This is a genomic window from Pseudomonas sp. GP01-A4, from assembly GCF_058780865.1.
In genome coordinates, this window is sequence record NZ_JBYSWF010000045.1 from 1 (window position 1) to 13,980 (window position 13,980).

The window sequence follows — 13,980 nt, forward strand, 5'->3', positions numbered from 1 at the left end:
AGCGGGCTTGCTCGCGAATGCGGTGTGTCAGTAATGGATGTGTTGACTGGCACACCGCATTCGCGAGCAAGCCCGCTCCCACAAGGGGAATGTATCCATCCAGAAAAATCGGGTGGGCAGAAACAACAAAACCGCCCGAAGGCGGCTTTGTTGGGTGGAGCACTTCGCTTACTGATTAGCCAGCTTGTGTTCCAGGTAGTGAATGTTCACACCACCTTCGCAGAAGCCTTCATCGCGAACCAGGTCCCGATGCAGCGGGATGTTGGTCTTGATGCCGTCTACCACAATTTCGTCCAGGGCATTACGCATACGGGCCATGGCCTCGTCGCGGGTGGCGCCCCAGGTGATCAGCTTGCCGATCAGCGAGTCGTAGTTGGACGGAACCTTGTAGCCGCTGTACAGGTGCGAATCCACACGTACGCCGTTGCCGCCGGGCGCGTGGAAATGCTTGACCAGGCCAGGGCTTGGGATAAAGGTTTTCGGGTCTTCGGCGTTGATCCGGCACTCCAGGGAGTGGCCGTGGATCTTCACATCATCCTGGGTAAACGACAGCTTGTTGCCAGCGGCGATGCTCAGCATCTCCTTGACGATGTCGATACCGGTGACCATCTCCGAAACCGGATGCTCTACCTGCACACGAGTGTTCATCTCGATGAAGTAGAAACGGCCGTTTTCGTACAGGAACTCGAAAGTGCCCGCGCCACGGTAGTTGATGTCGATGCACGCCTTGACGCAGCGAGCCAGTACTTCCTGGCGAGCAGTTTCGTCCAGGCCCGGTGCCGGCGCTTCTTCCAGTACCTTCTGGTGACGACGTTGCAGCGAGCAATCGCGGTCGCCCAGGTGGATGGCGTGGCCCTGGCCGTCGGACAGTACCTGCACTTCCACGTGACGTGGGTTGGTCAGGTACTTTTCCAGGTAGACCATCGGGTTGCCGAACCAGGCGGCAGCTTCCGAGCGAGTCTGCTTGGCGGCTTCGATCAGTTCTTCTTCCTTGTGCACCACGCGCATGCCGCGACCACCACCGCCACCGGCGGCCTTGATGATCACCGGGTAACCGACTTCGCGACCAATGCGCAGGGCGGTTGCCTCGTCTTCAGGCAGCGGGCCGTCGGAACCTGGAACGGTAGGTACGCCGGCCGCGATCATGGCGTCCTTGGCCGATACCTTGTCGCCCATCAGGCGAATGGTTTCGGCTTTCGGGCCGATGAAGGCAAACCCGGATTTCTCCACCTGTTCGGCGAAATCGGCGTTTTCCGCGAGGAAGCCGTAGCCGGGGTGGATGCCATCAGCGCCGGTCACTTCAGCGGCGGCGATGATGTTCGAGACTTTCAGGTACGAGTTCGTGGCCAGTGGCGGGCCGATGCAGATGCTTTCGTCCGCCAGTTTCACGTGCATCAATTCGGTATCGGCCGTCGAGTAAACAGCGACGGTCTTGATGCCCTCTTCCTTACAGGCGCGCAGGATACGCAGCGCGATCTCGCCGCGGTTGGCGATCAGGACTTTTTGCAGTTTCTTCGCAGGTTTCAACATCGAAGGCGCTCCGCGGTTCAAACGATGGTGAACAGCGGCTGGTCGTACTCAACCGGCTGACCGTTTTCTACCAGGATGGATTCGATGACGCCGGCTTTTTCAGCCGTGATGTGGTTCATCATCTTCATCGCTTCAACGATGCAGATGGTGTCGCCCACTTTCACGGTTGCGCCGACTTCAACGAAGGCTGGCGAGGTCGGTGCCGGGGTGCGGTAGAAGGTACCGACCATTGGCGACTTGACCACGAAACCGTTCAGTTTTGGAGCCGCCGGGGCTTCGGCAGCAGCCGCGACCGGAGCAGCCGCCACGGGTGCAGCGGCCGGAGCCGGCGCTTGCATCTGTGGTGCGTAGAACTGTTGGGCCGGGGTCTTGCTGTGACGGCTGATCCGTACGGATTCCTCGCCTTCCTTGATCTCCAGCTCGTCGATACCGGATTCTTCCAGCAGTTCGATCAGTTTCTTAACTTTACGGATATCCATGAATCATCAACTCCCAAAGGGTCGGTCAGGGGCGCTTGGCCGTGTCTTCAAGCTGTTCCAGGGCGGCCTCCAGGGCCAGTCGGTAACCGCTGGCGCCAAGGCCGCAGATCACTCCTACCGCAACGTCGGAGAAGTAAGAGTGATGGCGGAAAGGTTCGCGTTTGTGCACGTTCGATAAATGCACTTCGATGAATGGGATGCTCACCGCCAGCAGCGCGTCACGTAATGCAACGCTTGTGTGCGTAAAAGCGGCGGGATTGATCAGAATAAAGTCCACGCCTTCGCTGCGCGCGGCATGGATACGATCAATCAGTTCGTACTCGGCATTGCTTTGCAGGTAGAGCAGATGGTGGCCGGCATCACGTGCCCGTCGTTCCAGATCGAGGTTGATCTGTTCGAGGGTCACTGCCCCGTAGACGCCCGGTTCGCGGGTGCCGAGCAGGTTCAGGTTGGGTCCGTGAAGAACCAGTAAGGTTGCCATCGGCTGTTCCTTGTTATTGATGTGGGCACGGTAGAACCCGGCGACTATGCCGCAAAGCCTTTGTGACTGTCCAGTTCTATGCAGTAGGCAGCACGATTAGCGAGGATTGCGCAAAATATGTGACCGCAAGGCTGAATCCGGTCAGTGTGGGAGCTGGCTTGCCTGCGATGGCGGTGGTTCAGCCGCCACATGCGTTGACGGGTGCGCCGCCTTCGCGAGCAAGCCCGCTCCCACATTTTGATCTTCACAAGACGGGAGAGCCGGTCAGACGCGGAATGCCTGCACGGCGGTGTTGAGTTGCCCGCCAAGTACCAGCAAGTGCTCGCCCTGGCGGCGTCCCTGGCCAATTCGCAGCAAGTTGTCCTCGCCCAGCTGGTGAATCCGCTCACTGTTATCGCGGATTTCACTCACGGCGCCACTTTGCTGGGCCGTCACATCGGCGATCCGCACGGCGGTGTCGGAAATGGTCTGGATCGCCCCGACGATTTCATCCAGCGCGCCGTCAGCCGCCTGGGCTTGTTCGGCAGTGGCCTCGGCGTGTTCGACCTGGGCGCGCATGCCTTCTACCGATTGCCGGGCGGCGGTTTGCAGGCCGGCGATCAGATGCTGGATTTCGGCGGTGGCGCCAGCGGTGCGCTGGGCCAGGGAGCGCACCTCATCGGCCACCACGGCGAACCCGCGCCCGGCTTCACCGGCCCGGGCGGCTTCGATGGCGGCGTTCAGCGCCAGCAGGTTGGTCTGGTCGGCAATCGAGCGAATCACCGTGAGTACGCCGCCGATGGTCGCGGACTCTTCGGCGAGTTTCTCGATCATCTGCGCATTTATCTGCACTTCGCCGACCAATGCGTGCAACCCGGTCAGGCTCAGGCCGATCACCCGTTGGCCCTGCTCGACGGCCTGGCCCGCGCTGCGGCTGGCCTCGGCAGCCTGGCTGGCGTCGCCGGCAACCTGCTGGATAGTCGCTTCCAGTTCGCCCAGGGAATCGCGAATCTGCGCGGTATCACCGGCCTGGCGCTCGGCCCCGTCGTGCATGCCGCTGCTCAACTCCGCCAGCACGCTGCTGCTGCCGGCCACTTGCTCGGCGTTGCCTCTGATGGTGCCCACCAGGTCCACCAGGTAGGCGCGCAGGCGGTTCAGGGACTCTTCGATATCGTGCAGTTCGCGGTTGGTCTTGCCCAGGGCAATGTGTTGGCTGAAGTCACCTTCGGCCCAGGTGGACAAGGCCGGCGCCAGGTTGGTCAGCACCCGCGCCAGGCGCCGCTGCAAGGTGTCGATCAAGAGGGCGATCAGTAGAATCAGGCCGATCATCACGCCTTGCATCAGCCGCACTTCGCCCTGGATCTGCGCGTGCTGGGCGCGCACCACAGGCTCCAGCCCGGCGATGGCTTGCTGCACGGCGTTGATTTTCAGGTGGGTGGCGGTGGCCAGTTCGGTGCGTTGCTGGATTTGCTCGCGGGTGCGTTTCAGCTCGGCGGGGTAGCGGGTCAGCAGGCTGTTGAGTTCGCGCTTGAGGTCGACGCCGGTGTCCTGGGCCACGGTTTTTTCAGTGTTTTCCAGGCCCATCATGGCCGAGAAATCGTCGGTACTGGACTCGCTGCTGGCGGTCACCCCCAGTAATGGCAGCTGCCCCAGCACGTCAGCCTGGCTGCGGATATTACTGACTTCGCGCTCCACATCGTCAGCCAGTTCGCTGCGCCCGCTGCTCACCAGCTTGTCCCGGGCCAGGGAGAGTTTCGCCAGGTGCTGGGACGCAGCGAGCAACGGCGGCAGATAGCGCGCCGCCTCGGGCGTACTGACGCCGCTGGCGTACTGGTTCAGTTGCTCCAGGTTGGCACCGAGTTCGCGTTCGGCTTGCAGCAACAGGGCTTGCGGGTCGCCGGCCAGCTTACCGGCGGCCAGCAGGTCGGTCTTGCCGAAGGTGTCCAGGTCGGCAAGGCTGGGACGCAGGTTTTGCGCCAGCTCTGCGGGTAACTCATCCAGCTGCTGCAACAGGTTTTCCAGGCTCTGGCTGGCGCTGCTCAGGCGCAGGGCGTCGCCGCTGGCGAGGTAATCGTCGATATTGCGCGCGGCCTGGTTCTGGAACGTCTGCGACAGGCCAAGGTAGCGCTCCATCAGCAGGTAAGGCCGTTCCAGGGCACGTTGCGACCACCAGAGCGTAGCGCCCAGGGCCAGGCAAACGGCGACCAGAAGGAGGGTGTTCAGATTCGTCAGCAGCTTCAGGCGCATGCGTGGTTTCAACCGACAGCAGAAGTAAGTGCCTGAAGTTATTGCGTTTCCATTACAGAGTTATGACGGATTCGGTGGATTCCGGTGAAAAGGTGGCACTTTGCTTTGATGCGCGCGCCGACATCACCCGGTTACGCCCGGCATCCTTGGCGCGGTACAGCGCCTCGTCGGCCTGGGCCGCCATCATCAGGCTGTCGGAGCCGTCGCAGAGCTCCACCACGCCGGCACTGAACGTGCACCACAAATCCTGGGGCTGGGCGGGATAGTGAATCTCGGCAAAGCGCCCGCGAATCTCGTCAAGTACTTGGCAAGCCCTGTCGAGGTCGGTGTCGGGCATCACGATGGCAAATTCTTCGCCGCCGTAACGGCCTATATAGTCGGTCTTGCGCAGGCGCTGCTTGAGAAACAGCGCGAGGCTCTTGATCACCCGGTCGCCCATGGGGTGGCCGTGGCTGTCGTTGACCCGCTTGAAGTGGTCGATGTCGAGCATCGCAAAACTCAGTGGCTTGCTCTCGCGGCGCGCGCGGAAGCTGCAGTCTTCGAGCAGTTGCAGGATGTGGGTGTGGTTGTACAGCCCGGTGAGGCTGTCGCGCACCATCCGCGCCTTGAGGTTGCGTGCCCGCGCGGCGCGGTTGCGTACGGTGGTGATCAGGTGCCGGGGCTTGATCGGCTTGGTGAGGAAGTCGTCGCCGCCTTCGCTCATGGCGTCCAGTTGCTTGTCCAGGTCGTCTTCGGCCGAGAGGTAGATGATCGGCACGCTGACGTAGCGGTCATTGTGACGGATCACCTTGGCCAGCTCGGTACCGGTGCAGGCCGGCATATACATGTCGAGGATGATCAGGTCGGGCTGGAAGTCCGCCAGCTCGGCCATGGCCTGGATCGGTTCGATCAGGGTGCGGGTAACGATACCGGCACTGTTGAGCAGGCGCTCAGTGTGCATCGCCTGGGCCCGCGAGTCGTCGATGATCAGCACTTTATAAGGTTCGTACTGGGCGACGCAGGTCAGCACTTCGATTTTTTCCAGCAGGCTCGACGCCTCCAGGGTGCCGGTGAGGAACTCCTGGCCGCCGGCGCGCACGGCGGCCAGGCGGGTTGGGGTGTCGGTTTCGTGCAGGCTGAAAAACAGCAGTGGCAGCTTCTGCTCCAGGCCTTCCTGGGCTTCGGCGGCGAGCTTCAGGCCGAGGCCGGCGCCGCAGAAATCCACATCCATCACAATAGCCGCCGGCAAGCGCTCGGCCATGGATGAGCGAAACGCCGCCACGCTGTCGAGGGACTGGGCGCTCAAGCCGAAAAATTCCAGCTGCTTGGCCAGACGGTCGGCGCGGTCGTGATCGGCCAGCATCACGTAGATCGGCTTGCGCATCGGCGGCAGCAGGGTTTGTTCCAGCTGGTCGCCCTGGCGCAGTCCGGTGCGCGACAGGCGCTGCATCAAACGGTTGAGTTCGGTGATCAGGTGGCTGCTCAGGCGGCCGCGGTTGTCGTCCACCGCCTTGAGTGAAGCGCCGATCTGGTGCGCCAGCTGGCCGTGTTCCGGCTGCTCGAAGCGCTCGGCAAAACGCAGCAGGCGCAGGTTGGCCTCACTGAGCTCGGACAAGTCAGTGGTCGACCATTCGCTGCGTTGCAGGCGCTGCCAGATCTCAAGAATTTGACGTGCCTGATGAATTACCCGCTGGGCAAAATGGTGCTTGAGACGCTCACGGCTGGGGTCTTCTGGCTCGGTCATATCCTGACTACTAGTTAGGCTGCATGCTGAGGTCGAACTGATGGCTCTATGCTAGCACCTCTTTTCCGTTGCACGAGTGTCATACGTCAATTAACTGCAAGGTCGCAGAGATTCATTTATCGACCATGCAGTCGCGCGGGCGTAAACAGCGTGCATCCTTTATAGTCGAACCGCGTACTCGCGCCACCCTGGCTAAAAGCGCCGCACTGCTCGGCACGATGGGGCAGGGTTGTGGTCGTAGCTATTGAACTCAAGTGATTGAAAGGATATCGCCATGCTGGACTGGAAAAACCGCGCAGGCAGTGCAAAGGGCCCGGCCCCTGAAACCAAGTCGGCCCCCCGCAGCTATTTCCGTAACCTGCTGATGAGCCGTGCGTTGCTCTCGCTGGTTGCGTTGTACCTGTTGGTCACCGGTGCCCTGGGTTGGTACTGGAGCGAAGAGCCTGCGTTGTTCCCGGTCCAGCAGAATGCGCAAATTGCCGCCGAGAAGGATGGCAAGCAGATGGTGGTGGGCTTTACCACCGTCGAAACCCTCAAGACGGTGGTGGGCACCCTGCTGAACAAGCCGGGTGGCTACATTTCCAACGACCGTTTCCCGCCGGGCCTGTGGATGGACAACATGCCGAGTTGGGAATATGGCGTACTGGTGCAGGTGCGTGACCTGACCCGTGCCCTGCGCAAGGACTTCGCCCGCTCCCAGTCGCAGTCGGCGGAAGACGCAGACCTGGCCAAGGCCGAACCGCGCTTCAACTTCGACAACAAGAGCTGGGTGCTGCCGTCCAGCGAGTCGGAATACCAGGAAGGCATCAATTCCCTGAGCCGCTACGAAGCGCGCTTGTCCGACCCGAATCAAAAAGGCGCGCTGTTCTATGCACGTGCCGACAACCTGAACAACTGGCTGGGTGATGTGGCGACTCGCCTGGGTTCGCTGTCGCAACGGCTGTCGGCCAGTGTGGGTCGGGTCAAGCTCAACACCGCGCTGAAAACCGAAGCGCTGGCGCCGGGTGAAGTGCCGCAGGTCGACGAAGAAGTGGTGGAAACCCCATGGATGCAGATCGACAACGTGTTCTACGAAGCCCGCGGCCAGGCCTGGGCCCTGTCGCACCTGCTGCGCGCCATTGAAGTCGACTTCGCCGATGTGCTGGCCAAGAAGAACGCCACCGTCAGCGTGCGCCAGATCATTCGTGAGCTGGAAGCTTCGCAAGAGCCGGTATGGAGCCCGATGATTCTCAACGGCAGTGGCTTTGGCATCCTGGCCAACCATTCGCTGGTCATGGCCAACTATATTTCCCGGGCCAACGCTGCAGTGATCGACCTGCGTCAGCTCCTGAACCAGGGTTGATGATGGACGCTTCCACCAGGGAGGCAGCGCACCGCGCCGCCTCCGACGCCGAACTGATTGCCTGGGTCGACGAGCAGGACAACCTGCTCGGCAGCCTCGTACGTTCCGATCTGCGCCGGCGCGGGCTGATCGGGCGCTGCACCTTTATTTTCCTGTTCAACTCGGCCGGTGAGCTGTGTGTGCACCGGCGCACCCTGAGCAAAGCCATGTACCCGGGTTTCTGGGACACGGCGGCGGGCGGAATGGTGGCGGCCCACGAGTCCTATGCCGAGTCGGCGGCCCGTGAGCTGGAAGAAGAGTTGGGCGTCAGCGGCGTCGAACTGACCGCCCACGATCACTTCTACTTCGAAGACGGCGACAGCCGGCTCTGGTGCACCTCGTTCTCGGCCGTGTGGGACGGGCCGCTGCGAATCCAGCCGGAAGAAGTCATGGAGGCGCGCTTTCTGCCCCTGGCCACGGTGCTTCAGGAGGCCGAGCAAAAGCCCTATTGCCCGGATGCCCAGGAAGGGTTGCGTCGTTATTTGGCCCTGCGTCGCTAAAGTTGCATAAATTGGCGCCATTTGGCTCTTAGCAAGGGGCCTTTTTGCCGTTACACTGCGCGACTTTTCAGGCTGAACCGCTGTTGTTCCACCCTGTAGGAGCGAGCTTGCTCGCGAAAAACGTAAGCACGACGCGTGCTGTCTGAAGGCCCGCGTTATCGTTGACGACCTTCGCGAGCAAGCTCGCTCCTACAGTGGTTTGAACATCGGCGGCTCAGTAGCGCTGCCCCTGCCTGAGTGGGGCTTCGCGGTCGATGATCCCATCGATCAGTCTTTGTCCTCCCAAGAGGATTGCCGGTGGCCAAAAAAGCCGCATCCTTCGCCGCCCTTGGTGGCCTGGTATTTTCCACCGACGCAGGTCGACACTGCCCGGACTGTCGCCAGCCCGTGGACGCTTGTACCTGCAAAACAACCCTGATTCCCGAAGGCGATGGTATTGCCCGCGTTCGTCGCGAGAGCAAGGGCCGTGGCGGCAAGACAGTGACCACCATCACTGGCGTGCCCCTGGCCGAAGAAGCCTTGAAGGAACTGGCCACCACGCTGAAAAAGCGCTGTGGCACCGGTGGCGCCCTGAAAGACGGCGTGATCGAGATCCAGGGCGACCACGTCGAGTTGCTGTTGGCCGAGCTGATCAAGCTGGGTTACAAGGCGAAGAAATCCGGCGGCTAGCAGCCTCTGTGAAAACCACCCCGATAGCCCGCTGGCTGAACGCGAACTGTCGTCCCCATGGTTTTCACAGAGCCTGTTCCTGACCGGTGTCTAAACTCTGTCCTGCAAGTGGGGTCTACCCCTCTCACAGGCAAATCGTCATTTTCATTCTTTAGACTGCGCCAGCCTCTGATCAGGCCGGTGCACTTCGACTTCATTTATAGGGGACTTCGATGTCCGTACGACGCACACGCAAAGACGATGGCAGCCAATGGACAGTTGCGGACAGCCGCAGTGTTTACGGGATTCGCCATTGGGGGGCCGGGTATTTCGCGATCAATGATGCCGGTCGCGTTGAAGTCCGTCCGAACGGCCCGAACAGCACGCCTGTGGACCTGTACGAGCAAGTCGACGAGCTGCGCAAAAGCGGCCTGTCCCTGCCGTTGCTGGTGCGCTTCCCCGACATCCTGCAAGACCGCGTGCGCCAGCTGACCGGCGCGTTCGACTCCAATATCGAGCGCCTGGAATACCAGAGCAAATACACCGCGCTGTACCCGATCAAGGTGAACCAGCAGGAAGCGGTGATCGAGAACATCATCGCCACCCAGGACGTGTCCATTGGCCTGGAAGCCGGCTCCAAGCCCGAGCTGCTGGCCGTGCTGGCCCTGGCGCCGAAAGGCGGCACCATCGTCTGCAACGGTTACAAGGACCGTGAGTTCATCCGCCTCGCGCTGATGGGCCAGAAGCTGGGCCACAACGTGTTCATCGTGATCGAGAAAGAATCCGAAGTCGGCCTGGTGATCGAAGAAGCTGCCAACCTCAAGGTCAAGCCTCAGGTGGGCCTGCGGGTGCGCCTGTCGTCCCTGGCGTCGAGCAAGTGGGCGGACACCGGCGGCGAGAAATCCAAATTCGGTCTGTCGGCGGCGCAATTGTTGTCGGTGGTCGAACGCTTCCGCGCGGCGGGCCTGGACCAGGGCATCCGCCTGCTGCACTTCCACATGGGGTCGCAGATCGCCAACCTGGCCGACTACCAGCACGGGTTCAAGGAAGCCATTCGTTACTACGGCGAACTGCGCAACCTCGGCCTGCCGGTAGACCACATCGACGTGGGCGGCGGCCTGGGCGTGGACTACGACGGTACCCACTCGCGTAACGCCAGCTCGATCAACTACGACATGGACGACTACGCCGGCGTGGTCGTGGGCATGCTCAAGGAATTCTGCGACGCGCAGAGCCTGCCGCACCCGAACATCTTCTCCGAGAGCGGCCGTTCCCTGACCGCCCACCACGCCATGCTGGTGGTGCAAGTCACCGACGTCGAGAAGCACAACGACGACGTGCCGCTGATCGAGAACAAGGAAAGCCTGCCGGAAACCGTGCAATGGCTGGTGGACCTGCTGGGCCCGACCGACATTGAAATGGTCACCGAAACCTACTGGCGCGCCACTCACTACATGAGCGACGTGGCAACCCAGTACGCCGACGGCAAGATCACCCTGGCCGAGAAGGCCTTGGCTGAACAATGCTACTTCGCCGTCTGCCGCCGCCTGCACGACTCGCTGAAAGCCCGCCAGCGTTCCCACCGCCAGGTGCTGGACGAACTCAACGACAAGCTGGCCGACAAGTACATCTGCAACTTCTCGGTATTCCAGAGCCTGCCGGACACCTGGGCCATCGGCCAGGTGCTGCCGATATTGCCGCTGCATCGCCTCGACGAAGAGCCGCTGCGCCGTGCGGTGCTGCAGGATTTGACCTGCGACTCCGACGGCAAGATCAAGCAGTACGTGGATGAGCAAAGCATCGAGACCAGCTTGCCGGTGCACGCTGTGAAAGAAGGCGAGGACTACCTGCTGGGGATCTTCCTGGTGGGTGCCTACCAGGAAATTCTCGGCGACATGCACAACCTGTTCGGTGACACCGACTCGGTGAACATCTACCAGCGTGACGACGGTTCGGTGTACAGCGCCGGGATCGAGACCCACGACACCATCGAAGATATGCTGCGCTACGTGCACTTGTCGCCGGAGGAGTTGATGACTCACTACCGTGACAAGTGCGCCAGCGCGAAGATCACGGCGGCGGAGCGGACTCAGTTCCTGGATGCGTTGCGTCTTGGTTTGACGCGTTCGTCGTACCTGTCCTCTTAAGCACACCGCTTCCAGGCTGACAAAGATCTCAATGTGACAGAGATCCAGTGTGGGAGCGGGCTTGCTCGCGAAGGCGGTGTGTCAGTCGATACATGTGCAGACTGATACACCGCCTTCGCGAGCAAGCCCGCTCCCACATTTGGATCGCCGCAAGTCCTGCAGTTTTTATAGGGCCTGAATAATGTCGAAAAAGCTCCTGCAAGTGTTCACCCTGGCCATCGCGACGCTGCTCGCAGCCTGCTCCCCGATCAAAGTGCTCAACGCACTCACCCCCACCAGCACCTTCACCAAAACCTCCTCCCTCGCCTACGGCGATGACCCCCGCCAGAAACTCGATATCTACCGCCCCGTCACCGCCTTGCCCGACGCGCCCGTCGTGGTGTTTTTCTATGGCGGCAGCTGGAACAGCGGCTCCAAGGATGACTACGGTTTCGTCGGCGAAGCCCTGGCTGCGCGCGGCATCGTGGTGGTGATCGCCGACTACCGGCTTTACCCGCAAGTGCGTTACCCGCTGTTTTTGCAGGACGGCGCCCAAGCGGTGGCCTGGGTGTATCAGCACAGTGCCGAATACGGCGGCGATCCCCGCAAGCTGTATGTGATGGGCCACAGTTCCGGTGCCTATAACGCGGCAATGCTGGCGCTGGACCCGCAGTGGCTGGCCGGGGTCGGGCTGTCGCCGTCAGTCTTCAAGGGATGGATCGGCCTCGCCGGGCCGTATGATTTCCTGCCGATTGAAAACCGTGATGTGCGCCCGGTGTTCTTCTACCCGGACTCGCCGCCCGATTCCCAACCCATCAACCACGTGAGCCAAAGCGCACCCCCCAGCCTGTTGATTGCTTCGGTGGACGACAACCTGGTCAACCCCAAGCGCAACACCGGCGGGTTGGCGAAAAAGCTGCGAGCGGCGGGTGTGCCGGTGGAGGAGTTCTACTTCACCAGGACCAGCCACGCCACATTGGTGGCGTCCATGTCCCGGCCGCTGCGCTGGCTGGCGCCCGTATTGGACCGGGTCACGGCGTTTATCACGTTCACGCCGGGCCAGTAAGCCAGCGGTCCTGCTTGTTCAGGCGCCAGGCAATTGCCCACAGCGTCAGGCTGCGCAGGGCCATGAACAGCAGGAAGGTTATCCACAACCCGTGGTTGCCAAGGCCCTGCAAGGCCCAGGCGAAGGGCAGCACAATCACCACCGTCAGCAGCATGCCGTTGCGCATTTCCCGGGCGCGGGTGGCGCCGATGAACAGGCCGTCCAGCAGGTAGCTCCACACGGCGATCAACGGCAGTACGGCGAGGTAGGGCAGGTAGATGTCGGCGGTTTCGCGCACGCTCGGGATATCGGTTTGCATGGCGATAAACAGGTGGCCGAACACGGCGAACAGGATCGCGAAGCCGATACTCGCCAGCAACGACCAACCACAGGCCACCACCAGCGAGCGGCGCAAGGCCTGGCGGTCGTGGGCGCCGATGGCGTGGCCGCACAAGGCTTCCACGGCGTGGGCCAGTCCGTCCAGGGCGTGGGCCGTCAGCAACAGACCATTGAGCAGCAGCGCATTCGCCGCCACCGTGGCATCCCCCAAGCGAGCGCCTTGCACGGTGATCATGAAAAACACCGATTGCAGGGCCAGGCTGCGGATGAAGATATCGCGGTTCACCGCCAGCAGCGGGCGCCAGCTTTGCCACAGCTTGAGTGCCGCCCAGGCGATATGGCCAGGGTAGGCACGCAGGGCTTTTTGGGTGAGGGCCAGGCCGAGCAGGGCGCCGGTCCATTCGGCGATCACCGAGGCGCGGGCCGAGCCGACCACGCCCCAATCCAGGCCCAGCACGAACCACAGGTTGAGCGCGATGTTCACGAGGTTGGTGGTCAGCAGAATCGCCAGCGGTGCGCGGGCGTTTTGGGTGCCGAGGAACCAGCCCACCAGCGCGTAGCTGGCCAGCGCTGCGGGCAGGCCGAAGAGGCGGGTGTGGAAGAATTCGCGGGTCAGTTGGTTCAGCTCGGGCGAGGGCTGCATCCAGTCCAGCACCAGGCCGCTTAACGGAATGCCGATGCTGCCGAGCACTATGGCCAGGCCCAGCGCCAGCAACAGCCCCTGCAACAGAATCTGCCGCAGCGCCGCGCCATCACCACGCCCGGCGGCCTGGGCGGCAAAGCCGGTGGAGCCCATGCGCAGGAAACCCATGGCCCAGGCGAGGAAGGTGTACAGGCTGGCGCCAACGGCCACGGCGCCGAGTTGGTGGGCGTGGGGCAGGTGGCCGATGACCATGCTGTCCACCAGCGCCACCAGTGGTACGGAGATGTTCGACAAAATCATCGGCGCGGCGAGGGCCCACACGCGGCGGTGGGTGGGGCGGTCGCGCCAGTCGGTTAGCAGGGAAGTCATGCGGGCTCCTTTGGGGAGCGGTAGTGTAACTGTCCATTAGCTGCGCCGCAGGGCCAATGTGGGAGCGGGCTTGCTCGCGAAAGCGGTGTGTCAGTCGCCGGATGTATTGGCTGATCCACCGCTTTCGCGAGCAAGCCCGCTCCCACATTTTTGACCGCGTAGTGTCAGGTTTTGCGCGGGTGCAGGCATTCGATGGAGCGGTCGACGGTGGTCTTGGCAATTTCCAGCAAGTGCCAAACGGCCAGGATCTTCGCGCGCTGCGGGCTTTCCAGCAGTTCGCCGCAATCAAGCGCAGTGGCCGAGGCGCTGCTCAGCAGGCTGGCGGTGTAGAGCAGGGAATCTTCGAAGCTCAGGTCTTCGTTGATGGTGTGGAAGCCTTGGGATGGCAGGTAATGTTCGAGCGCGCGATTGAAGGCGGCGCGGTCGTTGAGGAGGTCGCTGGGTGGATCGGGGACGAGCTTATGCATGGTGTAACTCCACTAGAAGGTAA

General features: G+C 62.1%; 11 protein-coding genes and 1 pseudogene. 5 read left to right on the plus strand and 7 right to left on the minus strand.

Annotation, left to right across the window (positions count from 1 at the left end; all coding sequences use genetic code 11):
- Window positions 1-168: 168 nt before the first annotated feature.
- From accC to AC3WKX_RS22725, 5 genes and pseudogenes are all read right to left on the minus strand, one after another.
- Entirely contained in the window at window positions 169-1,530 is a 1,362-nt protein-coding gene (gene accC / locus AC3WKX_RS22705) for an acetyl-CoA carboxylase biotin carboxylase subunit (RefSeq protein WP_003217312.1), read from the minus strand.
- Between the two features lie 17 nt (window positions 1,531-1,547).
- Window positions 1,548-2,009 carry an acetyl-CoA carboxylase biotin carboxyl carrier protein gene (gene accB / locus AC3WKX_RS22710; RefSeq protein WP_003217309.1) on the minus strand — a complete coding sequence of 154 codons (462 nt, stop codon included), beginning with the start codon at window positions 2,007-2,009 and terminating at the stop codon, window positions 1,548-1,550.
- A 25-nt stretch (window positions 2,010-2,034) separates the two neighbouring features.
- Window positions 2,035-2,490, minus strand: coding sequence for a type II 3-dehydroquinate dehydratase (aroQ, locus tag AC3WKX_RS22715; protein ID WP_003217307.1), 456 nt, complete (start codon window positions 2,488-2,490; stop codon window positions 2,035-2,037).
- A 264-nt stretch (window positions 2,491-2,754) separates the two neighbouring features.
- Window positions 2,755-3,249: pseudogene (locus AC3WKX_RS22720) on the minus strand (methyl-accepting chemotaxis protein); the annotation flags it as partial.
- Between the two features lie 1,519 nt (window positions 3,250-4,768).
- Window positions 4,769-6,439: a response regulator gene (locus AC3WKX_RS22725; RefSeq protein WP_008439016.1), complete on the minus strand. Its 1,671-nt coding sequence runs from the start codon at window positions 6,437-6,439 to the stop codon at window positions 4,769-4,771.
- A 274-nt stretch (window positions 6,440-6,713) separates the two neighbouring features.
- Between AC3WKX_RS22725 and AC3WKX_RS22730 the strand changes: the two genes are divergently transcribed.
- The 5 genes from AC3WKX_RS22730 (at window position 6,714) to AC3WKX_RS22750 (ending at window position 12,160) form a co-directional block, all read left to right on the plus strand.
- Window positions 6,714-7,781: a DUF2333 family protein gene (locus AC3WKX_RS22730; protein ID WP_003217301.1), complete on the plus strand. Its 1,068-nt coding sequence runs from the start codon at window positions 6,714-6,716 to the stop codon at window positions 7,779-7,781.
- Window positions 7,782-7,783: 2 nt separating this feature from the next.
- Window positions 7,784-8,320 carry an NUDIX hydrolase gene (locus AC3WKX_RS22735; protein WP_008439015.1) on the plus strand — a complete coding sequence of 179 codons (537 nt, stop codon included), beginning with the start codon at window positions 7,784-7,786 and terminating at the stop codon, window positions 8,318-8,320.
- Between the two features lie 297 nt (window positions 8,321-8,617).
- Entirely contained in the window at window positions 8,618-8,989 is a 372-nt protein-coding gene (locus AC3WKX_RS22740; protein ID WP_003217297.1) for a translation initiation factor Sui1, read from the plus strand.
- A gap of 212 nt (window positions 8,990-9,201) precedes the next feature.
- Window positions 9,202-11,115 (plus strand): arginine decarboxylase, encoded by a 1,914-nt coding sequence (gene speA, locus AC3WKX_RS22745; protein ID WP_003217295.1) that lies wholly within the window; start codon window positions 9,202-9,204, stop codon window positions 11,113-11,115.
- A 181-nt stretch (window positions 11,116-11,296) separates the two neighbouring features.
- Window positions 11,297-12,160, plus strand: a complete 864-nt coding sequence (locus AC3WKX_RS22750) for an alpha/beta hydrolase (protein WP_102605216.1) — start codon at window positions 11,297-11,299, stop codon at window positions 12,158-12,160.
- Here AC3WKX_RS22750 and AC3WKX_RS22755 read toward each other — a convergent pair.
- The gene (locus AC3WKX_RS22755; RefSeq protein ID WP_003217292.1) at window positions 12,144-13,490 is read right to left on the minus strand and encodes an MATE family efflux transporter; all 1,347 of its coding nucleotides are present in this window, start codon (window positions 13,488-13,490) and stop codon (window positions 12,144-12,146) included. The two genes, AC3WKX_RS22750 and AC3WKX_RS22755, sit on opposite strands and share 17 nt — an antisense overlap.
- A gap of 164 nt (window positions 13,491-13,654) precedes the next feature.
- The gene (locus AC3WKX_RS22760) at window positions 13,655-13,957 is read right to left on the minus strand and encodes a DUF6124 family protein (protein ID WP_023659366.1); all 303 of its coding nucleotides are present in this window, start codon (window positions 13,955-13,957) and stop codon (window positions 13,655-13,657) included.
- Window positions 13,958-13,980: the final 23 nt, after the last annotated feature.